General features: G+C 73.1%; 5 protein-coding genes and 1 pseudogene. 1 reads left to right on the top strand and 5 read right to left on the bottom strand.

All coding sequences use genetic code 11. From position 1 onward, the window contains the following. The first annotated feature begins 102 nt into the window (after positions 1 to 102). Positions 103 to 1,542: a GH1 family beta-glucosidase gene (locus tag Q5694_RS12825; protein WP_333932956.1), complete on the top strand. Its 1,440-nt coding sequence runs from the start codon at positions 103 to 105 to the stop codon at positions 1,540 to 1,542. Positions 1,543 to 1,670: 128 nt separating this feature from the next. Here Q5694_RS12825 and Q5694_RS12820 read toward each other — a convergent pair whose 3' ends face one another. The 5 genes and pseudogenes from Q5694_RS12820 to Q5694_RS12800 form a co-directional block, all read right to left on the bottom strand. Next, positions 1,671 to 3,506 carry a S8 family serine peptidase gene (locus Q5694_RS12820; protein ID WP_443040863.1) on the bottom strand — a complete coding sequence of 612 codons (1,836 nt, stop codon included), beginning with the start codon at positions 3,504 to 3,506 and terminating at the stop codon, positions 1,671 to 1,673. Between the two features lie 190 nt (positions 3,507 to 3,696). After that, a complete protein-coding gene (locus tag Q5694_RS12815) occupies positions 3,697 to 23,052 on the bottom strand; it encodes a WXG100-like domain-containing protein (RefSeq protein ID WP_333932955.1) in 19,356 nt (6,451 codons plus the stop codon). A gap of 81 nt (positions 23,053 to 23,133) precedes the next feature. Further along, positions 23,134 to 23,511, bottom strand: a complete 378-nt coding sequence (locus Q5694_RS12810; protein ID WP_333932954.1) for a hypothetical protein — start codon at positions 23,509 to 23,511, stop codon at positions 23,134 to 23,136. A 2-nt stretch (positions 23,512 to 23,513) separates the two neighbouring features. Beyond that, a complete protein-coding gene (locus Q5694_RS12805; protein ID WP_333932953.1) occupies positions 23,514 to 23,966 on the bottom strand; it encodes a YbaB/EbfC family nucleoid-associated protein in 453 nt (150 codons plus the stop codon). A 157-nt stretch (positions 23,967 to 24,123) separates the two neighbouring features. Next, positions 24,124 to 25,650, bottom strand: a pseudogene (locus Q5694_RS12800) (AAWKG family protein); the annotation flags it as partial.

The raw sequence follows: 25,650 nt of genomic DNA, 5'->3' as shown, positions 1-25,650 counted from the left end.
ACGGCCACGCCACGCTCCCGAAAAGGCCCGTCGGGCCTTCCGGGCCCTTCACCGCAGGGCTCCACGCACCCCGTCGCACACCACCACCTCGAAAGGACTTACGTGGTCACCGCAGCACAGCAGACCGCGTCCGCCCCGGACGCCGCCCGCACCTTCCCCAAGGGCTTCCTCTGGGGCTCCGCCACCGCCTCCTACCAGATCGAGGGAGCGGCCGCCGAGGACGGCAGGACGCCGTCCATCTGGGACACCTACGCCCGCACCCCGGGCCGGGTCCGCAACGGAGACACCGGCGACACCGCCACCGACCACTACCACCGCTGGCGCGAGGACGTCGCCCTCATGGCCGAACTCGGTCTGGGCGCCTATCGCTTCTCCCTCGCCTGGCCGCGGATCCAGCCCACCGGCCGCGGGCCCGCCGTGCAGAAGGGCCTGGACTTCTACCGGCGCCTCGTCGACGACCTGCTCGACAAGGGCATCCAGCCCGTCGCCACCCTCTACCACTGGGACCTCCCGCAGGAGCTCGAGGACGCCGGAGGCTGGCCCGAGCGGGCCACGGCCGAACGCTTCGCCGAGTACGCGGCCCTCGCTGCGGACGCCCTCGGCGACCGGGTGAAGACCTGGACCACGCTCAACGAGCCCTGGTGCAGCGCCTTCCTCGGCTACGGCTCCGGCGTGCACGCCCCCGGCCGCACCGACCCGGTGGCCGCCCTGCGCGCGGCGCACCACCTCAACCTGGCCCACGGACTGGCCAGCCGGGCGCTGCGCGACCGCCTGCGCGCCGACGCCCAGGTCTCGGTCACCCTCAACATCCACCACGTCCGCCCGCTCACCGGGTCGGAAGGCGACGCGGACGCGGTCCGCCGCATCGACGCCCTCGCCAACCGGGTCTTCACCGGTCCGATGCTGAACGGCGCCTACCCGGAGGACCTGTTCAAGGACACCGCCGAGCTGACCGACTGGTCCTTCGTCCGGGACGGCGACCTCGCACGGATCCACCAGCCGCTGGACTTCCTCGGCGTCAACTACTACACGCCCACCGTGGTCTCCGAAGCCGACGGCAGCGGCACCCACACCTCCGACGGACACGGCAACAGCTCCCACAGCCCCTGGCCCGGAGCCGACCGGGTCGCCTTCCACCAGCCGCCCGGTGACACGACCGCGATGGGCTGGGCCGTCGACCCCAGCGGCCTGTACGACCTGCTGCGCCGGCTCACCGACGACTTCCCGCGTCTGCCGCTGGTCATCACCGAGAACGGCGCCGCCTTCGACGACTACGCCGACCCCGAGGGCCGGGTCAACGACCCCGCCCGGATCGCCTACGTGCGCGGCCATCTGGCCGCCGTCCACCGGGCCATCCTGGACGGCTCGGACGTGCGCGGGTACTTCCTGTGGTCCCTGCTGGACAACTTCGAGTGGGCGCACGGCTACAGCAAGCGCTTCGGCGCGGTGTACGTCGACTACCCGACCGGCACCCGCATCCCCAAGGCCAGCGCCCGCTGGTACTCCCAGGTGGTCCGCACCGGTGTACTCCCGGGCGCCTGACGGACCGGTGCGGCACGCACCCGTCCCCGCGTGACGCCGCACCCCGCCCCCGCACCCCGCCCCCGCACCCCGCCCCCGGCTCTCCGCGACCGCGGAGAGCCGGGGGCGGGGTCATGCGGGAGGCCCGGCTAGAAGGTCAGGTTCCAGGTGTCGATGCGTCCGGTGTCCCGGGTCGCGATGTCACGGACGCGCAGCTTCCACGTCCCGGAGGCGGTCTCCGAGGAGGCGTCGACCGTGTACGTCTTCACCACGTCGTCCCCGCTGTCTCCGTCGGCGAAGTCCTCCAGGGGATGGACGGACCCGTCCGGGGCGACGAGTGACAGCACCAGGTCGCCGCGGTAGGTGTGCTTGACGTCCACGCCGACCTTCAGCGCGGCTGGGGCGTTGCCCGCGATCCCGGTCACCGTGATCGGCGACTCCACGGTGGCGTTGTCCGGGACGGCGACGTCGGCGGTGTTCTCGAAGTACCGTCCCGGCTGCGGCGTCGTCCCGCCGACGGCCTTCAGCGCGTCGACCTGGCCCTCGCCGAAGAAGGCGTTCTTCGCCGTGGTGCCGGTGCACCGGCTGTCCGACGGGCACGCCGTGTCCGTGGCCTGGGTGCCCAGCCGCTCACGCAGCTGAGCCGGGGTGGCGGACGGGTCGGCGCTCTTCAGCAGTGCGGCGACACCGGCGACGTGCGGTGAGGCCATCGACGTGCCGTTCATGTTGCCGTACTTGCCGCCCGGCAGGGTGGAGTAGACGCCGTAGGCCCCGTCGCCGCCCGGCGCCGCGACGTCGATGACGTCCCGGCCGTAGTTGGAGTAGGACGCCTTGACGTTCCCGTTGCCCATCGCCGCGACGGTCACGACGCCCGGCAGCTCCGTCGGGATGTCGACGCAGGCGTTGGTGATCGTGCGGTTGACCGGGGTCGAGTCGTTCGGGCTGGAGTTGTCCGACCGCTTGTCGGCCAGGTCGTAGTTGGAGTTGCCGGCCGCGGCGATCTGGAGGGAGCCCTTGCCCTCCGCGTACTCCTGGGCCCGGCGCACACCCTCGATGATGGCCGCCTGGTCGGGGTCGTCCGGGCAGTTGAACATCCACGGGTCGGTGTAATAGCTGTTGTTCGTGACGTCGAAACCGTGGTCGCCGGCCCACATGAAGCCGCAGACGGTGTTCTCGGCGAAGAACATGCTGGTGGTCGGCTCCGCGATGCGCACGGACGCGATGCTCACGCCCGGTGCGACGCCGACCACGCCCTTGCCGTTCTTCGCTGCGGCGATGGTGCCGGCCACGTGTGTGCCGTGGGTGCCGACGTCACGCCAGGCCCCGGAGCGGGTGTCGGCCTTGCCGTAGGCGCAGGAGACGGAGTCGGCGGCGTTGAAGTTGGGCGCGAGGTCCTGGTGCCGGTCGTCGACACCGGTGTCCAGGACACCGACCTCGACCGACGGCGAACCGGGGTTGACGGCCCACGCCTTGTCGGCGTTGATCCTCGTCATGTCCCACCGGGCCGTCTCGGTGAGGGTGGTGGCCGACTGCGGGGGAGCGCTCGGCAGGGTGGGGGAGTAGGCGTCCGCGGGGACGTCCGAGGTGCGGGTCGCGCCCACCTTCTGCACGCCCGCCGCGGAGCGCAGGGCGGAGGCGAAGCCGGCCGAGGCGGAGTGGGCGACCACGACGCCGATCGCGTCGTACGACGCGAAGACCGAACCACCGTTGGCGGCAACGGCATTGCGGGCGGCCGAGGTGTCGCCGGGAGCGGTGATGACCAGGTAGGACCTGGTCCCGGCGACCCAGCCTGCGGCGGCCTGGGCGGTGGTGGCGGCGCGGGAGTCCGCACGGGAGACGGCACCGGCCGCCGCGGGTCCCGGCGGAAGGCCGGTGTCCGCGCCGACGGCACCTGCGGGCGTGGCGAGGGCGAGCGCCGCTGAGACGGCGGCGACGGACAGCAGCGACCGTCTGAGACGGCGCGGTGATATGCGGGGGGTTGTCACAGCATCCTCCGAGAGCCCGGGGCAGGGGTGGCGCCGGCCGGGCCGTGGGCCGATTGGGTCGACGCAAGATTTCAGATGAGGGCATGACAAGGGAAGAGCCCGAGGCGCATTGATCGTCGCGAGGGGACAAATAGGGGAGCGGGCTCCGGATCGCCGGCGGGACCGGAGCGCGAAACGGGCGCCCCTCGGCTCAGGTCGTCCGGGGCTGCTGGATGCTGTCGCCCCGGTTGTTGATCGCCATGTACGTCCCGATCCGGCGGAAGTCGTTGATCACGCCGAAGAGGGTCTTGTTCGTCGGCAGGAGCGCCTGCAGGGATGCCTCGTCCGACAGACGTGTACGGAGCATGTCCTTGTAGGCGTTGTAGACCCTCGCCGTGTAGTTGGGCTCCTTCGCCGCGTTCATCCGGTAGTCGTTCGTGACCGCGATGGAGGCGAGGTCCATCAGGAAGCAGTCGAAGAGGTCCGTGACGTCCGCGGCTCGCACGCCCTCTTCCCCCGACTGCGCCTGACGGGCGAGGATCTCGGCCATCTCGACCACGATCTCGCGGTAGACGCGGTGCCGGGTGCTGCTGGGGAAGGCCGCCATGACGTGGTCGGCCTGCCCGGCGCCCCGGGTGTTCATCGTGCGCGGCTCGGCCAGATCCGCCAGGCCCGGCACCGGCAGCGGAATGTCCTGGAACATCGACTCCTCGTCGGGGATGCCCGTGTCGCGGGAGGCGAGCGGGTGCAGGCCGATCTCGTGGGCGAGCATGCCCATGATGTAGCCGATGTCGTACTTCTCGAAGTAGTAGCTGGCCAGGTTGATCTGCACGCCCTCGGCACCGAGGTCGCGCACGTCGGCGGGAGTCTCCGTGGTCCGCACCAGCAGGGTGATGCGGCACGGGCGGCCGGCGAGGTAACCGCGGATGGTGTCGTGCGTCCGGAGCAGCTCGATGATCCGGACCGCCTTGTCCCGGTACCTCGGGTCCGTGTGCTTGACGTTGGTGAACTCGAAGGCGCCCGACGTGAACGGGACGAGGACGGGCGCAGCGGAGGGTGCCGTGTCGGTCATCATCCGGGCGGGAACCGTGGTGGGCACCCCGGTGTCCCCACCGGCTCCGGTGAGCGTTCCGCTGTCGTCCTGCTTCCGGCGCGGCGTGGGAAGGGACACCGGGTCGACCCAGACGAAGGCGCGGGGCGCGGGCGTGGCGTCCAGCCGCGCCGCGTCCCAGGTCGTGCCGGATGCCCGGCTCGCCCCGGGAGCGACGTCACCGATCAGGGCGTCCAGGAGGTGCAGGTGCCGGTCGCGGAGACCGGCGGTGGGCAGCGAGGTGTCTTCGGGAGCCCGGTCCGGGACGCCGAGGAGACTGCCGGGGATGTGGGGGCGGTGCGGGGCGTCGGAGTCGCGGTACTCGTCGCGCAGGCCGAGTTGGTGGGTGAGCTCGTGCACCAACTGGACGGGTTCGGCGTCCGTCCACCAGGTGTTCTGGTCCATCACGCGGTCCCGGTCGACCAGGTCCACCGTCAGATGGGGGGCCTTCGCGCCCGTGTCGGCCGGATCGACGAGTTCCACGGTGACGTGCAACCGGTCGCCGTTCGGCAAGCGGTAGGGAGGAGTGTTCAGGAAGTCGTCCACCCCGCCGCGGAGCCGGTGGAACACCTGGGACACCTGCTCCTCGGAACCCTGATCATCGAGGCCGCGCAGGGCGACGCGGACGGTGAGGTCGGTGACCGGCTCGCCGTCATGGACGAACCGCCGCGCGTCGAAGCCGGAACGCACCACGAAGCGGGGCCGGTCGTCCCGTGGGCCGCCTTGCGGGGGCGCCACCGGAACCGGCTGGTGCGGAGTTCGCTCGACCGGGTGCCGGACTCCGTCACCCTGCGGCAGCCGCGGGCGCGCCTCCTCAGGTCTGACGGGCTGCTGGATGCTGTCCCCGCGGTTGTTGGCCGCGATGCTCGTCGCGAGCTGCGCGAAGTCCCGGATCACGCCGAACATCCCCTTGTCCGGCGGCAGCAGCGCACGGGCCGGGCTGTCCTCCGCCATGTGCTCGACGAGGAGGGCCTTGTAGGCGTTGTAGACCTTGGCGGTGTTGCCGGGTTCCTTCGCCGCGTTCATCCGGTAGTCGCTGGTGATCGCGATGGAGGCCAGGTCCATCAGGTACGTGTCGATCAGGTCGGTGACGTCCCTCGGCCTGGCTCCCTCCACGCCGGCGCGCGCGGCCTCGGCGAGCAGGTCGGCCATCTGCAGCACGATGTCGCGGTAGATGCCGTGCCGAACGGTGCGCGGGTAGGCGGCCATGATGTGGTCGGCCTGCCCCGCGCTGTCGGTGTTCATCGTGCGCGGGGGCCGCAGATCGGTCAGTCCCGGCACGGTCAGGGGCATGCCCCGGTACGCCTCCTCCTGTTCGGCGATCTCCGCGTTGCGGGAGGCGAGCGGGTGCAGGCCGATCTCGTGGGCGAGCATGCCCATGATGTAGCCGATGTCGTACTTCTCGAAGTAGTAGCTGGCCAGGTTGATCTGCACGCCCTCGGCACCGAGGTCGCGCACGTCGGCCGGGGTTTCGGTCGTGCGCAGGTGCAGGGTGATCCGCACGGGGCGGTCACCGACGTACGACCGGATGGTCGGGTGGTCACCGAGCAGTTCGATGATCCGGACCGCCTTGTCGCGGTACTTCTCGTCGGTGTGCTTCAGATTGGTGAATGTGAAGTGCCCCGACCTGAAGGGTGTGAGGGTCGGCTGCGTGCCGGCCGGTGCCGGGTCCGTGCTCGGCGGCATGTGGGCCGGGACCTCGGTGGCGGGCGTGCCCTCGGCGAGGGGATCCACGTCGGGAAGGGAGACCGGGTCCACCCAGAGGGAGGTGCGCGGGACCGGCGGGGTGCCGGTGCGCGCCTCCGCCCACGTCCGATCGGTGTCCTCGTCACCCTGGCGGGGCTGCGGCGTCACGTCACCGATCAGGGCCTGCAGCAGGGCGAGATGGCGGCCGCGCAGACCGGCGGCGGGGAGGGAGGAGTCCTCCGGGATCTCGTCCAGGGCGCCGAGGAGACTGCCGGGGACGTGGGGGCGGTGCGGGGTGCCGGTGTCGCGGTACTCGTCGCGCAGGCCGAGTTGGTGGGTGAGCTCGTGCACCAGCTGGACGGGTTCGGCGTCCGTCCACCAGGTGTTCTGGTCCATGGCGCGGTCCCGGTCGACCAGGTCCACGGTCAGATGGGGGGCCTGCGCGCCCGTGCCGGACGGATCGACGGGTTCCACGGTGACGTGCAGCCGGTCACCGTCGGGGAGCAGATGACCGGGCGAGTTGAGGAACTCGTGCACGCCCGCCCGGAGGCGGTCCAGGACCCGCGACTTCTCCTCCGCCGTGCCGCGCAGGGCGACGCGCACGGTCAGGTCGGTGACCGGCTCGCCGTCGTAGAGGAACCGCCGTGCGTCGAAGCCCGAGCGGACGACGAACCGGGGGCGGCGGTCCAGAGGCCTGCGGGCTTGCGGAGATCCAGGAGAAGGCTGGGTGAGGTCACCGCCGGTGTCGGGGAGCCGGGGCCGGGTCTCGCCCGTGGTGCCGGTGCTCCGTCCCGGCGGGGGAGTCTGGATGCTGTCGCCCTGGTTGTTGAACGCGAGGCTGGCGCCGAGCCCGAGGAAGTTGTTGGTGACGTTGTACCAGCTCTTGTCCGGCGGCAGCATCCCCCGTACCGGGCTGTCGTCCGCCAGCCGCGCGGCGAACTGCTCCTTGTAGGCGTTGTAGACCCTCGCCGTGTAACGGGGTTCCCAGGCCGCGTCCTTGCGGCGGTCGTTGGTGAGGGCGATCGTGGCGAGGTCCATCAGGTAGGTGTCGACGAGGTCAGTGACGTCCTGGGCCTTGGCGCCTTGCTCCCCTGCCCGCGCCTCCTCGGCGAGGAGGGTGGCCATGTCGATGACGATGTCGCGGTAGACGCGGTGCCGGGTGCTGCTGGGGAAGGCGGCCATGATGTGGTCGGCCTGGCCTGCGCCTTCGGTGTTCATGGTGCGCGGGGTCTTCAGGTCGCTGAGTCCGGGGACGGTCAGGGGGACGCCCTGGAACATGGCCTCTTCGTCGGGGATGTTGCCGTTGCGGGAGGCGAGGGGGTGCAGGCCGATCTCGTGGGCGAGCATGCCCATGATGTAGCCGGTGCCGTACTTCTCGAAGTAGTAGCTGGCGAGGTTGATGTCGACGCCGTCGTCGCCGCGGTCGACGACGTCCGCAGGTGTCTCGGTCGTGCGCAGGTGGAGCGTGATGCGGACGGTGCGGTCGCCGACGTAGTCCCGGATCGTGGCATGCCTGCGCAGCAGCTCGATGATGCGGACGGCCTTGTCGCGGTACTTCTCGTCGGTGTGCTTGAGGTTGGTGAACTCGAAGTTCCCCGACTTGAAGGGTGCCAGGACCGGGCCCGGAGCCGGGGGCGTGGGCTGGGAGGCCTGCGGCATGCGCGGCGGGACGGTGGCGGCCGCCTCTCCGTCGGCGTGGGGCAGTCGCGGCCGTGCCTCACCGGCGGGAGCCGGGGTCCGGGTCTGCTGAGCGGGCCGCTGGATGCTGTCGCCGCGGTTGTTGGTGCCGACGGCGGTGGCGAGTTGCGCGAAGTCGCCGAGGACGCCGAACCTCCCCTTGTCGGCGGGCAGCAGGGCACGGACGGGGCTGTCCTGCGGGAGGCGCTGGAGCAGTTGCTCCTTGTAGGCGTTGTAGGCCCGCGCCGTGTAACCGGGGTCCAGGATCGCCTTCGCCCGGTGGTCGTTCGTCACCGCGATGGAGGCGAGGTCCATGAGGTAGGTGTCGATCAGGTCGGTGACGTCCTTCGCCTTCGCTCCCGGTACGCCCACCCGCGCGCGATGGGCGAGGACCCGGGCCATCTCGATGACGATGTCGCGGTAGACGCCGTGCCGGATGGTGTGGGGGAAGGCGGCCATGACGTGGTCTTCCTGGCCGGCTCCTTCGGTGTTCATGAAGCGGGGTGTCTTCAGGGTCTCGAGTCCCGGGACGAGCAGGGGCATGCCCCGGTAGAGCTCCTCCTCCTCGGGGATCCGGCCGTTGCGGGAGGCGAGGGGGTGCAGGCCGATCTCGTGGGCGAGCATGCCCATGATGTAGCCGGTGCCGTACTTCTCGAAGTAGTAGCTGGCGAGGTTGATGTCGACGCCGTGGTCGCCGCGGTCGACGACGTCGGCGGGTGTCTCGGTGGTGCGCAACTGGAGGGTGATGCGGACGGTGCGGTCGCCGATGTAGTCCTTGATGGTGGCGTGTTCGTCGAGCAGCTCGATGATGCGGACGGCCTTGTCGAGGTAGTCGTCCGTCTGGTTCAGGTTGGTGAACTCGAAGTTGCCCAGCTTGAAGCGAACCGGCTCGGAGACGGTGGGCGCCGGATCGGTCTCCTGCGGCATGGGGGCGGGGACATCGGCCCGGGCCGTGCTGTCGGCGGACCGGGGCAGCGAGACGGGATCGACCCACACGGACTCGCGGAGTGCGGGAGTGGCGCCACGCCGGGCCGTCGCCCAGTCCGGGGCGGCCCGGTCACCGCCGGGCGGAGCTGCGGCCGGGGTCACCTCGCCGATGAGGGCGCCGAGGAGGGCCAGGTGCCGGTCACGCAGGCCGGCGGGAGCGAGTGAGGGATCTTCGGGAGCCTCCTCGAGACCGCCGAGCAGGCTGCCGAGGATGTGCGGGCGGTGCGGGGTGCCGGCGTCACGGTACTCGTCGCGCAGGCCGAGCTGATGGGTGAGTTCGTGCACCAGTTGCACCGGAGCGGCATCGGCCCACCAGGTGACCTGGTCCATCGTCCGGTCCCGGTCCGTCACGTCCACGGTCAGGTGCGGGGCGCCGGCGTCCGTGCCCGTGGCGTCGACGGGTTCCACGGTGACGTGCAGCCGGTCGCCGTTGGGCAGCCGGTAGCCGGGGGCGTTGAGGAACTCCTCCACTCCGCCGCGGAGTCGAGCGAGGACCCGGGCGGTCTGCTCCTCCACCCCGCGCAGGGCGACGCGCACCGTGAGGTCGGTGACCGGCTCGCCGTCGTACGTGAACCGCCGTGCGTCGAAGCCCGAGCGGACCACGAACCGGGGGCGGCGGTCGACGGTGCCCCGTGGCTGCGGAGTCCTGGGTGCGTGCGGCTGCGACGCGGGGTCGCGGTGGTTCCCCGGCAGCCGCGGGTGCGCCTCGCCGGGGGTGGTCTGCGCCGGGACCGCGGGCTGCTGGATGCTGTCGCCGCGGTTGTTCGTCGCGATGCTGGTGGCTAGTTGGGTGAACGACCGGGCGACGCCGAACAGGGTCTTGTTCGACGGCAGAAGGCCGCGGAGCGCCGGGTCGTCGCCCAACCGGGTGCTGAGCAGGTCCTTGTAGGCGTTGTACGCCCTCGCCGTGTAGTTGGGTTCCCTGACCGCGTTCAGCCGGTGGTCACCGGTGACGGCGATGGAGGCGAGGTCCATCAGGTAGGTGTCGAACAGGTCGGTGACGTCCTGGGACCTCGCTCCCGGTACGCCCACCCGTGCCCGGTGTGCGAGTACCCGGGCCATGTCGATGACGATGTCGCGGTAGACGCGGTGCCGGGTGCTGCTGGGGAAGGCGGCCATGATGTGGTCGGCCTGGCCTGCGCCTTCGGTGTTCATGGTGCGCGGGGTCTTCAGGTCGCTGAGTCCGGGGACGGTCAGGGGGACGCCCTGGAACATGGCCTCTTCGTCGGGGATGTTGCCGTTGCGGGAGGCGAGGGGGTGCAGGCCGATCTCGTGGGCGAGCATGCCCATGATGTAGCCGGTGCCGTACTTCTCGAAGTAGTAGCTGGCGAGGTTGATGTCGACGCCGTCGTCGCCGCGGTCGACGACGTCGGCGGGTGTCTCGGTGGTGCGCAGCTGGAGGGTGATGCGGACGGTGCGGTCGCCGATGTAGTCCTTGATGGTGGCGTGTTCGTCGAGCAGCTCGATGATGCGGACGGCCTTGTCGAGGTAGTCGTCCGTCTGGTTCAGGTTGGTGAACTCGAAGTTGCCCAGCTTGAAGGGACGCAGGACCGGCTGCGCGGCGGCGGGCTGCGTGCCCGTGGCCACGGCGGCGTCCGGGCCCGTGTCGTTGCCCGACAGGGTGCTCAGCTCGTACGCCTCGTCCTCGTCCCCGAGGTGCGGCGCCTCGCCGCCGCTCGTGCGCGCGGGGGCCGGGGTGCGCGGGAGGAGGGGGACGACGTCGCCTCCTCGGCGTCGCAGCCGCAGGTGGGGGCCGTCGGTGGAGGGACCTGCGTAGGTGTGCGCGGTGCCGTTCTCCTCGACGAAGGTGATCGTCGTCCCCGTCGCGGCGGCCGCCCACTCGGCCACCGCACGGTCGGCCTCCGGCCCCCACGGCGCCTCGGCGAGATGACGGCGCAGGTGACCGTCGAGGGCCTCACGGCTCGGCTCGGGTGCGCCCGGCCGGATGCGCAGGGGCGGGGGCGTGAAGAGCGCCCGGCGCTCGGCGGGTCGGCCCGGGAGGCCGTTCAGCCGCATCAGCTGGGCGGGAGTGACCCCGGCGCGGGTGCGCAGGCGCGCCGCCTCGCGGTGGTGCAGACCGGGCTGCGCGGCCGCCTGGCGCAGGGCGGTGGACAGCGCGCCGAAGAAGCCGTTGCCACGACCGGCCGGGATGCCCTGCGTGTAGGTGGCGCCGTCGGGTGCGGTGAGGACGCCGTTCCGGTCGAGCCGGTAGCGCGGGCCGCTGCCGCCGGTGGGAGGCGTCCACGGCGGGGTGGTGTGGCTGGGGCGCGCGGACTGCCGGCCGGGCGTACCGGTGCGGCTCGTGGTCGCCGCAGGCGAGCCGCCGGCTTCCGCGACCGTCGTGGTGTCGCCGGGAGGCGGGAGAGGGGTGGTGAGCGGGGGCGGGGTGCCCGGCGGGAGCGCCGCGTGGAAGAAGTCGCCGGCGGCGAAGAGGACCGGGTCGGTCGCGGGGCGTACGGCGGCCGGGTCGCCGCCGTGCGGCAGGAACAGCTGACTGCGGCCCTCGCCGGTGACCACGGTCACCGGGGTGCCCATGACCCGGGCGGCGAGGGCGGGCAGCAGATCCGCGCCGCCGTGGTCACCGGCGCGACGTCCGGGCCGGGCACGATCGCCGTCCGGGTACACCGCCGTGTCCTGGCGCGGTTCGCTCGCGAACGGCCGGGCCAGGGCGGTCAGGGCCAGCGCCATCCGCTGCTCGGGGGTGGGCCAGAAGGTCTCCGGGAGCCGTCCGAAGGCCTCGAACTCCGCCTGCTGGGCCGGGGTGAACCGCACGCCCGCCGCGTCGACTTCGTCCTGCGTGAACGTGTCGGCCGCGTCCAGTGCGAGTGAGTCGAGCAGGTCCGCGTTGCCGTCCTCGCCCAGTTCCCAGGCCAGCCGGTCGCGGGCGGTGCCGATGGCCTCGGCGGTGACCGCGGGGTTGCCGGGACCGGCCGTGAAGCGGCCGGCGAGATCGGTGCCGAGCAGGTGGGGCAGCCGGCCCCGGTCCCGGGCGACGGCGAGCAGGGCGTGGAAGAACGAGGCTCCGTCGTGCGGCACGTCGTGGATTTCGCGCACGGTGGCACCGTCGGGAGAGGTGAGGGTGCGCGGCCCGGAGCCGGCGGAATCCGTGACGGTGTACGGCTGGGGCGCTTCGGAGCGCCACGCGGGGGCGGTGTACTGCTGCCGCCGGTCCGGTGCCGGCACGGCGGAGGGGTTGCGGTGGTGGGCGGTGAGGCGCGTGGCGGCCAGGTGCAGACGGTGGTGGTCCGCGGCGGCGGCCTCCGTGCGCTGCTCCCACAGCCGGACCTCCGTGCGGGCAGCCTGCCACGCCTCCACGGCCGGTGACCCGGGCACCGCTCCCGACGCCGCGGTCGGGGACCCGAGTGCCCTCTGCTCCTGCGGGGTCAGGTCCAGCCAGGTGTCACGGGCGCGCGCCCGGGCGTCGTAGTAGCGCTGCTCGGCCGTGGCGAGGTCGGCCGTCGCCCTCGCCAGGTCGTCCCAGGCGGCGGCGACCTCGTCGGGGAAGGTGGTGTCGTCGAGGAGGCCGTAGTCCCGGGCGATGTCCTCGCGCAGCCAGACCAGGGCGGTCGTCCGCGCCTCCGCGGCGCGCGGTCCGCGCCTGGCCTTGCCGAGGGCGTGCAGCGGCCCGCTGTCGGTGAACGGGTGGTGCACCTCGGCGACCGACAGCCAGCTCACCGGCAGCGCGAAGAGCATGCTGCGGTCGGTGACGACCTTGAGGTGGGTGCCGAGCGTGGTGTCCGTGGCGCCCTTGAGGGCGGTGTTGTCGTTGGCGCCCCCGATCGGGAGCGTGGCGCCGGGGTTGGTCACGCCGGCGTTGCTGTTGCCCGCCAGAGGCGACGTGCCCACCGCGCCCTCGACGTTGTCCGTGATGCCGGCCTCCAGCGCGTCGGAGGTCTTACGGCGCTGCATGGCCTCCATGCGCGGCTTGTTCTCCACCGCGAGCAGCCGGGCCCCGGTGCGGTGCATCTTCGCGTAGAGGCGGGAGTCGGCGGTGTGGGACTGGCCGAAGAGGCGCGCCGAGGACTGCGTGGGCAGGACCGAGCCGTTCGGGCCGAGCGCCTCCCGGAACCCGGCGGTCAGGCCGCCCTGGGACGTGGCCTCCTGCTGCGCCTGGCCGGGGGCCGTACCGAGGCCGGTGAGCGGGGTGAGCCGGGCCATGCGTACACGCTCGGCGAGGACGTGTCCGCTGTGCCGCCGGCCGAGGTCGCCGTCGCCGAGACCGTCCGCGCGGGCGGTGGCGAGTGTGAGGCCGTCCTGCACGTTGGCCGCGCCGACGATGTCCACGGCGAGTATCCCGGAGCCGATCCGGTCGTCGAAGGGCAGGACGTCGGAGTCGGCGGTGTCCGGGGGCGCGGTGTTCGCCCCGCGGGTCCGGGAGCCGGTGCTTCGCGGGCGGGCGGGTCCGGCGGTGCCGTCGCCGGACGTGCGCCACGCGGCGATGCCCTCGGGCCGCGCCTGCTCCGCGGTGAGCAGCCGGACCGCCCGCTCCGGCTCGGGCACGTCCTGCTCGGTCAAGGCGCTGTCCGCGCCGTCGCCGTCCGGGGTGAGCAGACTGACCGGGAGCATCTCGTTGAGGGTGCCGACCGAGGCCCCGACCCGGGGGGCGAGCGGTACGCCGGTCGCGTCGGTCATGGAGACGGTCAGCACGTAACCGGTGACGATCTCGGCGTGCGCCTGCGTGGTGGCGATGTTGGGCATCGCGGTGCTGCCGTTCGTCTCGGTCCGGGCGCTCGACCGCTGCTTGGCGGCGGTGCCCTGGAGCGACGGACTGGCCGTGAGGACGCCGCCGCTGCCGGCTGCCGCGCGCTCGCTGACGCCGAGCGTCACGTCGGCACCGCGGTCCTGTGACGCGGTGACGGCGTTGTCCCGGGCGATGGCGCGGTAGTCCTCCAGCTCGAATCCGGTGCGCAGCCTCTCCACCGTGGTGGTGACAGGGGTCAGCCGGAAGTGCAGCTGACCCGGGCTGCCGCCGGCCGGCAGGTGGTGGGGTCGCGTCCAGGCGCGGTGGCGCACCGGCAGGGTCATCCCGTCGGTCGTCAGCTCGTGCAGATGAGCGCGCAGGAAGTCGGGCGAGAGGCGCTGCAGGACCTGCTCCCGGTCGTGCGAGGGCACCCCGATCCCCTCCAGTTGCCCCAGCAGTTGCCGCGCGGCGCGGCTCGCGTCGAGCCGGCCGCTGGGATGGGTGGGGAAACGCCGGCCGCGCAGGAAGCCGGGCACGCGGTAGCCGCCGCCGAGGTTGCGCGGGGTGGCGTTGCCCAGGCCGTCCGGGGCGAGCCCGGCCTCGATGACGTCCTGCATGGGCAGGTGGAACATCACCGCGTCCCGGACGCGCTGCAGCGCGGCGGCGGCTCGCCGGGGTGCGAGGCGGCGGCCCAGGTGCTCCGACAGGCGCCCGGCCGCCGCGCTGATCCGGGCCCCGGCGCGGGTCCCCGCCGTGCCCATCGCGGCCGTCCAGCGGTCGCGCACCGCGACGGTCTCGGCGGTGTCGGCGACCACCAGGTACATGCGCCCGGCGAAGGTGAGGGTGGTGTTGCGGCCTCGTGTGAGGGTCTGCGAGATGCTGCGGCCCCGGCCCCAGGCGTACTGCAGGGCGGTCGAGTAGGTGCCCGTCACGGCCTCGCGGCCGGGGCCCTGCTGCAGCGGCATGCCGGCGCCCTGGACGCCGAGCGTGGCGTGCGAGACGGTGCTCGCGCTGCCGACGACCCGGCGCTCGTTGCCGATGGTGGCTTCCAGACTGGCGGGCTTGGGGTCGCTCTTGACCCGCAGGTTGAACAACTCGCCGCGGATCGCGGCCTTGAGGTAGTGCGTCTGGAGCGGACCCGCGCCGGCCAGACCGGCGACGCGGGCACCGAACGGCCCCAGAAACTGGCCGAGTTGACCCGCGACGCTGAGGTTCGCCGCGGCCCGGAGCAGAGCGGTGCGGGCCGGTGCGCCGGGTGCCCCTACGTGCCAGGACGAGCCGGTGGCCCGGTCCGCGACGTCCTGCACGAGCTGCCGGCGCTGCGGACCCCCCTCGATGCTGAGCACCACGTGCGGCGCGCTCAGCAGTCTCTCGGCGAGCCGCCGGTCGGACGAGTCGACCCTGGGCAACGGGCGGGTGCCGTCCAGAAGTTGATCGGCCTCGGTGGAGGGGAGCCGTTGCGCGGGGGGCACGGCAGCCGGCGCCGTCGACCGGCCGGGCGGTGGGTCCGCGGGGGCGTGGCGGTGGGAGCCGTGCGCCGCGGGGACGGCCAGCTCCACCCGGCCCACGGTCTCGGCTCCCCGGGTGAACAGCGGCCGTTCCGCCACCTTGCTGACGAAGACGCCCGCGCCGAGCAGGCCGACCGAGGCGAGCCGCGCCCAGCCCCTGGGGCGGCGGTGTCCTTCGAAGGTGGCGCCCAGCTCGACCCGGTAGCTGTACAGGTCGGCGCCGTTCTGGAACGTGAGGTGGTCGTGCGTGACCGCGGCCGTGCTGCGGGTGGCCTTCTGGCCGGTCCTGGCGTAGCGGGCCCCGACGGTCACGTTGCCGGTCCGGCGCGGCAGCCCCACCTCGGGCACCTTGTCGTGATCACGCGGCGAAACGCCCAGCTCGACACCGGCCGAGAGCGTGACGGACGCCTGCTGCCCCTGACCGGAGACCTCGGTGCCGATCACCGCGTTGCGCAGCGACCGCTCGCTCATGGTGGTCTCGAACCGCCGGTCGCTCAGACGCGCTCTGAGGATCAGGGTGTGGTGGCCGCGCCGGACCTTCCCGTCCTCGGTGAGGGTGACCGGCACCCCGGTGGTGGTCAGATCGTCCAGACTCTGCGCCAGGCTCGGCCGGTTGAGCGCCTCCCGCACCTGGCGGTCGTTGTGCAGCGCGGTCCGCATCCGCCCGTCGCCGTACCAGAACTTGGCCAGCCGCGGGTGGCGCAGCATCAGCGGCGGGACGAACAGCGAGGGATAGGAGCGGTGCAATGTGTCGAGGACGGTGTCCGTGAAGACCCCCAGGGGGTCCTGCGGTGCCGGTTGGCCGGTCCGGTTCGGCCGGTCCTGATCCCCGGGCCGGTCGTCGCGCGGAGGCTGGTCGCCGCCCGGGCGGTGTTCCTGTGGCCGGTCGCCGCGCGGGTGGTCGGGGCGGAAGCCCTCGGCCCGCACCTGGCCCCCGAGGTGGACCGGGTCCTCCCGGGTGAGGTACCAGGGCACCGGCGGTTCGACGTCCGGGGCCGGGCCCGTCCGGCCGGGCGTGCGGCTGTCCCAGCCCGCGAGCCGGCGCGCGTCCTGCGTGGACATCCAGTCGAGGCTGACCACCCGCACCGGACGTGCCGCGGACGCCGGCTCGCCGGGCATGCGCACCATCAGGGTGCGCTCGACCCGGTACAGGGCCATCGGGTGGTTGCGGACGCGGCCGGTGGTCTTGCGCGCCGCATCGGCACCGAGGTGGTGGCCGCGTCCGCTGGTGAGGTCGGCGCGCACCAGCGGACCGCCCTGGAGGCGCACGTCCGTCTCCGGGCCGACGAGGGTGTGGTTCGGTCCGGCGGTGACCTGGATGCCGAAGCGGGTGTCCCGGACGTGACCGCGTTCGTTCTGGTAGGTGGTCTGGGTGAGGTCGCGCACCTCCGCCTTGACCGACTCGGTGACCAGAGTGGCCCGGTGCGGCACCGACCGTTCCACGATGAGGTGCCCCAGCGGGTGCCGGCCGCTGCCCCGGGTCAGCTCGGGCCCGGTGACCGGGCCCGTCATCCGTCCGAACAGGCCGAGCAGCCGCGTCGGCCGGACGTACGACACGACGGTGCGGTGGGCCGAACTCCCGGGCCTGGCACCGGAGACGGCCAGCCCCAGGTCCTCCGGCGGGTCGACCAGGTGCAGGCCGGTGACGTCGGTGACCCGCGGCTCCGCCCCGTCCGGGAAGGTGAGGGTCAGGGGTGCGCGCCGCGGCCCCTTGAAGGGCACGGTGAGGTCGTCCGGCAGCCGCCAGCTGAGACCGTCCCGCACGGCGAAGCCCCCGGCGTGCACCTGAGTGCGCCGCCAGTCGGGCCGCGGAGTGCTCGGGGCGCCGGGCGTCGCGGACCCGCCGTCGCGACCGCCCCCACCCACCGGGCCGTCGGCCTTCGGCGCCTCGGTGACGCGGTCCACGCGCACCCGGTAGTACACGTCGTCCAGGTGCAGGTGTGAGCCTTCGTGCGCGCGCCACTCGGTCTGGTGGTACGCCTGGGTGCCCTGGGTGTAGTCGGTCCTGCGGGTCCAGCCCAGCGACACACCGATCTTCAGCAGCCAGTTGAGCGGGGGACCCATGCTCAGCGCACCGGCGATCCGGCGCCCGAAACCGACGCTGCGCCCTCCGCCGGTACCCGCCTGCCCGCGCCGCATGGTGTCGACGCGGGTGGTGCCGCCGTCGACGTCGGCGAAACGCTCCCAGCGGTGGTAGGGGACGGCTTCGACCGTCATCTCCAGGCCGACGCCGGACTTCTCCCGTCCCACGAACCGCGCACCGCGCGGAGCGGTGAAGGCACCGGGATGATCCGTCAGCATCCTCAGCAGCTCCGCCCCGTCGAACCGGGACCGCACGCTCCTCGGCAACCCACCGAGGATCTCCTGCGCGACCGACTCGGGTGAACGCAGCGTGAGGACGCCGGGGCCGGTGAAGAGGCCGGACGAGAGGGTGCGCGGGACCCGGTCACCCGCTGCCGCGTCCTCGGGGCCGGCGTCGGGGCTGATCAGGACCGCGGGCAGCCGGCTGCCGTCCTCGAAGGTGACGGTACGCGGTGCCGGTCCGGGCTCAGGCGCGTCCTGGCCGGTCAGCACGCGTGCCGGGCGGTGCCGTTCGAGCTGGGTCTCCAGCGGCACCGGGTCACCCCGGTCGGGGGTGCCGGAGTCCGCGGCGACGTCCGGGTCCTGTGCGGCGACGTCCTGCACGGCGCCGTCCTGGACCGACGGGTCCCGGACGGCCGGGTCCCGAACGGCCGGGTCCTGGGCCGGGGGAGCCGGGGTCAGAGAGTCCTCGGCGAGGCCGTCCCGTGTGCCGGCCGGGTCCGGCGCGGGGGTGAGCGGGGCCGGCGCCGGGATCAGGGCGTCGTAGTGGTCGGTGCCGTTGTAGGCGAGGTACAGCGCACCGCTCCGGCCCCCGGGGTGCAGCGAGGTGACGAGTGGACTGCCGGGCGACTGCGGATGCGGCCGTACGAGCCGCAGGTCCAGGTCCAGGGTGTGGGCCAGGACCTCCGGGAGCAGGTCGGCGAAGGGGGACGCCCACAGTCCGGGGTGCTCGGCGGCCGCGGCGACGAGGGCGCCCGAGCCGAGGCGCCGCGCCTCGGCGGGCGTGGGCGCCACGTCGGCGAGGCGGGGGTAGTCGCTGTCACGGAGGAGCCGCCGCCACCGGTCGGCATCGCCGCGGGTGACGACCTCCTGCGCGATGCGGTTCCACTCGTCGGTGATGCGGGCGCTCTCCCCGGCATCGCGCGCTCCCCCGAGGGCACGCATCCGAAGGTCGTCCACGACGGCGTAGACGGGATCCGGGATCGCCGTCGCCACCGCCGTGCTCAGCTCCGTGCCCCGGATCCGGTCGCGCAGCAGTGCGCGCAGACCGGCGACGTTCCGCGCGGCCCACGCGGGAGGCACCGCCTGACTGCGGGCGCTGTCCAGCAGCGCCAGGAACAGACAGTTGCCGCCACCGGGGGTCTCCAGGCGCGTGAAGGTGTTCCCGTCCGCGTGCACCGTGTCCGCGCGGGCGGGCGTGGCGCTGCCTCCGCCGAGCAGGGTGAGGTCCCCGGCGGGACTTTCCGGCCTGCCGGCCGCCGGGACGAGGTCGGGCCTGCGGCGGGCGAGTTCCGCGCTGTCCTCCGGGCTCAGGGCCAGCTCGGAGAGCGGCAGCGGAGTGTCGGAGAGCGACCACGTGATCTGTGCGGAGGGCGCGTACGCCAGCCCCCGCACGTCCTGCGGCGTGACCAGGGTGGTCGGCGGGAGCACGGGCGGCGGTGGGGGCAGCAGGGTCTCCAGCGTGACGTCGGCGCCCGCGGTGGAACGCAGCCCGGCCGCGGCCCGCAGGAACCGCGCGTACTGCTCGGGGCCGGGGCCGGCCCCGGTTGCCGGACCGGTCGTGCCGTCCGGGGTGGTGTCCCGATCGGTGACCATCCGGCGCAGCAGATCGGGCGTCATCCGGCCGTCGCCGTAGCGGGCCGCGGTGCTCGGACTCAGCCAGCGCAGGTTGTCGACCAGGGCGAGGCCGGCGAGCAACTCGTGGTTCCCCGGGTCCTGTTCGGCGTCGGTGCCGAAGACGTCACGCAGGGTGCGGATCTGCTGGAGCGTACGGGCGCGGGTGAAGGCGTCGGCCGGTTCCGGACCGGCGTGCAGACCGGCGACACGCGCCAGGTCGTCGAGGTCGGCGCCCTGCGGCTCCGGGGTGAACAACCGCCAGCGGCCCGGTCCGTCCGAGCCCTCGGTGAGCACCGCGCGGACGTTGCCGTCGCCGTCCCGGGCCGTGCCCGCCTCTGTGGTCGGCGCGTACACCGGCCGCCGGGTGCGGTTCGCCACGTGCTGGGCGACCGGCAGGCCCGCCACCTCCGGCTGCCGTCCGGTCTCGCAGGAGAACAACACGATCGGCCGGTCCGGATCGCCGTCCTCCGACCACGACTTCAGGACCTCGCCGAACTGCACCCCGCTCACCTTCACGGTGGGACGCTCGGAGTCGTCGGTGCCGAGCGTGACGGTACGGGAGGTGCCGTGCCCGGCGAAGTAGTCGGCGCCCGTCCCGGTACCGGAGCCCGGCAGCGCGGTCGGCGGGCCGGTGAAAACGGTCCTGGGCGGCGCCGAGGGCACCTCGGCGGTTCCCGGAGCGGACACGGTGCGCACCCCCCGGTACGTGTCCTGCCCGAGCAGCGCCCGCCGCCCCTCACCGTGGGCTGTGCCGTCCTCAGCGGCGCTCTGCGAGACGGTCAACGTCCGCACCGCCCGCCCGGCTTGTGACTGCCCGGTGGATTCGGGCACCCAGCGCCGCAGCTGCGCGACCGGGACGGAGTGGCCGCTCAGCGTCGTCACGACCGGCTGCCCGTAGGGACGTGCGGGACCGGACCCGGCGTCACCCGTGACGTCCACCGGCCGCACGACCACCCGGCCCTGCGGTGGGGGCGCGCCGAGGGGCGCCGGCGAGGGGACGTCCGATGTGACGGGCGCGGGCGCGGGCGCGGGCTCGGGCTCGGGCTCGGGCGGGGCCGGGCTGGCGGCACCGTTGCCGGTTCCCGGTCCTGTCCCCGGTTCGGTCCCCGCGCCGATCTCGCCGGAGGGGCCACCCCCGTCCCCCGACTCCAGATGGAGGCCGGTGGCCGGCTCGGCCCACGGTCGGGACAGGGTGGCGAGCTTGGCTGCGGTCGGCACGGCGAGGGGCGTGTCCGACTGCGACACGTCGCTGCGTGCCGGGGGCGGCTCCTCGGACAGCACCTTGGTGGACGACGGGTCCGCACCCGAGGGAGCCGACTCCGTCCTGACCGGCTTCGCGTCGACGACGGCGCCGTTCTCGGTCGTGGCGGCCGGAGCGCCGACGGTCGTGCGGGTCTCGGTGGAGACGGCCGGGGCGTCGACGCTCGTGCCGGTCTCCTCCGTGACGGTCGTGCCGGTCTCGCTCGTGACGGCCGAGGCGTCCAGGGGCGTGCCGCTCTCCGTGGCGGGCCGGGAGGCGCGGCCGGTGGAGGCAGGCGGACCGACAGCGTCAGCGAGTGGGAGCAGCACGTCGGACCCGGGAAAGGCGGTGTCGCCCGTGCCGGTGAAGCCGTTCGGCGCCGAGGCGCTCGGGCCGGTGAGGGGCCGTACCCGGACCGGTTCGCCGGGCGCTTCGCGGGTCAACTCGACGGCGGCGCGTACGGGACTCGCCGTCCCGTCCACCAGGGCCGGCGGCGGCCCGAGCACGACGGCCCGGTCGGTGCCGGCCCCGTCCAGGAGCGCGGCGGCCTCGGGCGACCCCTGTGCCGGCGGCGGCGACTGCGACACGACGACGGTGAGGGGCGCCGCCTCGGCGGGGCCGGTGCTCGGACCGGTGACAGCGTCGGGCTTCCCCTCGACGGTGCCGCCCGCCTCGCCGGGGACGCCTCGCGCGTCGGGAATGTCTCCGTCCGGCGACCGCGCCGCGTCCGGCGAGGTCGAGCCGTCGAGGGAAGACGGCGATACGTCGGGCGTACGGAGGCCGCTCCGTGACTGCGTGGAGGACGGTGGTGTCGTCGCGGTGCCTCCGGTGGGCACACCGCCCGCCCTGGCGTCGGAACCGCCGGAACCGGCGGTGCTGCCCGGACCCGTTCCGGCCGCGACAGAGCCGGTGGAGCCGGGATCGACACCCGGACCCGCCGCCTCCTGACCTCGGTCCGACTCCGCCCGGGAGCCGGTCGACGTGCTGCCGAGCACGTCCGTCGTGCCCGAGGTGTCACCGGACGGGGGCGCTTGCACCGTGACCGGCACGCCGAAGGAGTCGAGAGCGCGGCGGACGCCGTCGGCGTCGATCTGTGCGGCCGGGCTGTTCCCGGTGGGCACCACCCGCACCTCGGGACGCTGCGCCAGGCTGCTGTGCAGCGCATCGCGGACCCCGACCTCCGTGGTGCCGGGGGGCTGGGAGCCGCGGACGGCGGCGAGGTCGCGCAGCGCCTGCTCGCGTGTCTCGGGTGTGCCGCTGTGTACCTGCTGCCACAGCGCGTTCTCCGCGGCCGTCACCGGCAGCGGGCCGGGGACGTAGGGCGGCGGGTCCGAGGTCGTGTGAAGCGGCGGGGGCGGGCCCGCGGAGAAGTCGGCGGACGGGGACGAAGGGACGGTGACACCGTTCGAACCGGTGGTCTGCCGGCTGGCGGACGGGGGAGGGGCGAGCGCGACCCCGTCGCCGCCCGCGCCGTCCGAAGGGTCACCGGTGCGGCCGGCCCCGTCGCCGGTCCCGGGACGTGGGGAGTCGGTGGTGTTCCGGTTGCCGGAGTCGGTGTCACCGCCGGACACCGTGGACGGCTGAAGCCGCAACTTGTCGATGGCGTGGCGCAGTTCGGCGCCTGTGTTGAGTGCCGTGTCCGTGAGCGTCGCTTCGACCTGGCTGCTGATGCCCGCGCCGACGAAGGTGGACCAGCTCGTGGACCAGTCGCCGTCGAACGCACCCTTGATCAGTATTTCCGCGAGTGCCTCGCCGGAGCCGGCGGCGAGGAAGTCGGCAGCTCCCTTGAGGCCGTAGTGACCGGCCAGCGCGCCGGGCCGGTCGGCGTTGTCGCGCAGGAGCCGGTTGTTGCGCCACAGGTCGAGGTTGTTCCGGAAGGACAGCGGATCGTTGCGGAAGGTCGTCGGAAGGTCGCGGTGCGGGGCCGGGCCCTTCGGGGACGGATCCGGGCCGGGGCGGGTGTCCGGGGTGTCGTTCCGGTGGGGTCCCGCTCCCGGCCCGATGTCGGCGTCCGGGCGGTCGCGCAGGCCCGGGTTGTTCTTGAAGTCGAGGTCGGGGCCGTTCTTGAGGAAGTTGTTGTCGTAACTCCTGACGATGCTCCTCGCGAAGTCGTCGAAGACGCTGGTGAGGAAACCGGCCGCGGCGCCGAACGCGGCCGACTTGAGGATGTCGTTCCAGTCGAAGCGGTCGGGACGCCGGCCGTCGGGGGCGAAGTTCATCATCGCCAGCCGCACCGCGAAGGTGGTGAACGCCTCGGCGAAGGCCTCCGTGAGGGAGGGCGCAAGGTGCAGCCGCTGCAGCAGGTGACTGAGCGTGGTGAGGATCATGAACCGGCTGCGCAGCTTGGCCATCATGATCTGGCTGGCCGAGGCGCCTCCCGTGAAGAAGGACATCGCGAGGTAGATGGCGATCTCGATGAGCAGCCGGATCACCTCGGCGATGACCTGCCACTTGGACTCCATGATGTCCATGGAGGTCTTGCGCCGGCCCTCTGCGATCTTGTCGAGCTGCTCGGCGAACTCGCGCAGGTAGTTCTTGCCGCCGTCGTCGACGAGCATGCCCATCGCCCTGGCGTACGACTTGGACAGGTCGTCCGGCATGGACTCGGCGATGTCGTGGATCGACTTGTCGATGAGGGAGGACAGTCTGTCGAGCTTGCGGCCCAGGCCGGAGTAGGGCTTGCGGCTGTCGTAGGCGAGGTCCTCGTCGGCGTCGATGAGCTTCTCCCCGGTGAGGATGAAGATCATCGCGTTGACCTCGGGTGACGCCTGGAGGCTCATCCGCGGCCGTCCCGAAGGGTGCGGGGGCAGCGCGCGGTGGCCGCTCCCGCAGGAGTGCGGGAGCGACCGGTCGTGCCGGGGTCAGCGGCGTCCATGGCCGGCCGGGCCTCCGTCGCCGTGCAGTCCGTCGGTCTCGATCCGGCTGTTGCGCTCCTCGATGCCCTCGATGTTGCGGTCGCGGGTGTCCTTCATCATCCGGACCTGGCCGACCGTGGCGTCGGTGATGGCCACCAGGGCGTCCCGGATGGACATCATGGTGTCCTTGGTCGTCTGCCGTTCCTTCTGCTCCTGCGGTCTGGCCTTCTCGGCGAACTCCCCGTCCGTGCCGGGCCAGCCGACCGTGGGCGCCAGTTCGTCGAGGAACTCCTCGGTCATGCTCCGGGCCAGGGAACCGATCTCCTCCAACTGACCGGCCAGGGCCTCGATGCGGTGCGGATCCACGTAGTACCGCTGTCCCACCGTCAGTCCTCCCCGTCCTCGTCGAGCGCGTCCCGCCAGGCGGGGCCCTGCTCGCCGCCGCGTACCGGTTCCTCGTCGTCGCGCAGCACCTCGGGTCCGAAGATCCGCTCCCAGTCGACCTCGAAGCCCTTCAGCTCGGGCACGTTGCTGCTGGGCTCGGTGAAGGGAGCCATCGCCTTCATCACATGCCGGTTCATTTTCAAGCGGGCCGCGCCCGCCGCTTCCAGGACACTGGCGGCCAGTTCCTGCGGCGACATGTCGCGGTACTTGTTCTCCAGGAACTCGACCCCGGTCAGCTCGCCCTGCGGTCCGACGGTCGCCCGGACCGCGCGGTCGGAGGAGAGGACCGCGAACGACGTCTCACGCAGCTCGCGTTCGGTGCGGGACAACGCCTCCTGGGCGGCGTGGAGTTCTGCCATCGCCCGCTCGAGGCGCTTCTCCAGCGGCTCGGTCATGTTCGCCCCTCCCTTCCTCCGTGGCATCCGTTCACGTGGCCCGGTGTCCGGCCGCCTGCCCGTCCGGCTCTCCGGCCCTCGACCGTGGTGCTGATCTTGCCCGGTGACCGTCCCGGCGCAAAGCCGGGCTCGTTCGGCGTACGTCGCTCCGCGTCGGTCATCGGCCGATGACGGCCGGTGTGCCGCCCTCGTCGGTCCCCCACACGTCCGCGTCCTCCTCCAGGTAGTCGGCCGACGTGGTCGGCCTGCGGCCGGGTTGCGTCTCCTCCTCCGGCGACTCGCCGCCGGTGGTGGCCACCCGGGAGGCGGGGGCGAGGAAGGTGTCGCCGTCCTCCTGGCGGTTCCACGGGCTGCGCCGCCGGCGGTTGCGTCGTTCGCTCTCCTCGGCCGCGTCGACCAGGACGGCCCGCACCCGCTCGCCGTTTCCCCGCTCACCGCCCGCGCCCATGCCGCCCATGCCGCCCATGCCGCCCATGGGCATGCCGGGACTGCCGGGCATGCCGGGGCTGCCCGGGGCGCCGGCCGTGGCGGCCGGTGCGAGCGGCGCGGCAGCGCCTTCCGACAGGGGAGCGACCCCTGAGCCGTCGGGGAAGGAGCCCGTCGAGGAGAAACCGCCGGGAGTGGCGGTGCTGGTGGCCGATCCGCTGCCGCCCGCCAGCCCCAGCTCGGACAACGGCACGTCCCGGGAGGTCGTCGAGGTGCCTCCGCCGACGCCGTCCAGGTCGTCCAGACCGTCGAGGACGCCGGAACGGCCGGACGTCGAGGGCGAATTGAGGTCGTGCAGATCGACCGTTTCGGTGCGGCCCTGCGGATCGGTGACCGTGGCGACACCGGTGTCCGGGTCGATGACCTGCCTGCTGCCGTCCGGGAAGGTGGTGGTCAGCCTGCCGTTGTCCAGGGTCGTGACGGAGCCGTCCGGATTGGTGACCTTCGCTCCGTGGGTGAGGTCGGTGGTCGTGGTGGAGCCGTCCGGCCGGGTCGTGGTGAGCATGCCGTTGTCCGGATCGAAGACGCTCTCGCTGCCGTCGCGGAACGTGGTGGCGAAGTCGCCGTCGTCCTCGAGCGAGACGTGACCACCGGTCGGGGTCTCCAGACCGGACGAGTCGGTGTTGAGGTCACCCAGGTCGCCGATCGACTCGGTCGTCACGTCCGGCTTGATGTCGCCCAGGTCGCCCAGGTCGCCCAGGTCGCCGAGGCCGTCGGGACTCCCCGGCTGGTTCCGGCCGTTGAGGTTCCCCAGTTGCCCCAGGCTCTCGGTGGTGGTGGTGCCGTCCGGGGTGGTGGTGGTCGTGGTGCCGGTGGTGGGGTCGACGGTCTGGGTGGTGCCGTCGGGGAAGGTCGTGGTCAGTCTGCCGTCGTCGTCCAGGGAGGTGACCGAGCCGTCGGGGTTGGTCACCGTCGTGCCGTCGCCCAGGTCGGTGGTGGTGACGCTGCCGTCGGGGTGTGTGGTGGTGAGCACGCCGGAGTCGGGGTCGAAGGAGGTGTGCCCGCCGTCGGGGAAGTCGGTGGTCAGGTTGCCGCCGCTGGTGAGCTGCGTGCTGCCCCCGGTCGGGGTGTCGAGCACTCCGTCCCGGCTGTTGAGTCCGTCGAGGTTGCCCAGGTCGGTCGTGGTGGTGGTGCCGTCCGGGGTGGTGGTGGTCGTGGTGCCGGTGGTGGGGTCGACGGTCTGGGTGGTGCCGTCGGG

The organism is Streptomyces sp. AHA2 (genome assembly GCF_036857595.1).
Lineage (GTDB): Bacteria > Actinomycetota > Actinomycetes > Streptomycetales > Streptomycetaceae > Streptomyces.
This window is presented reverse-complemented; position numbering and strand designations above follow the sequence as displayed.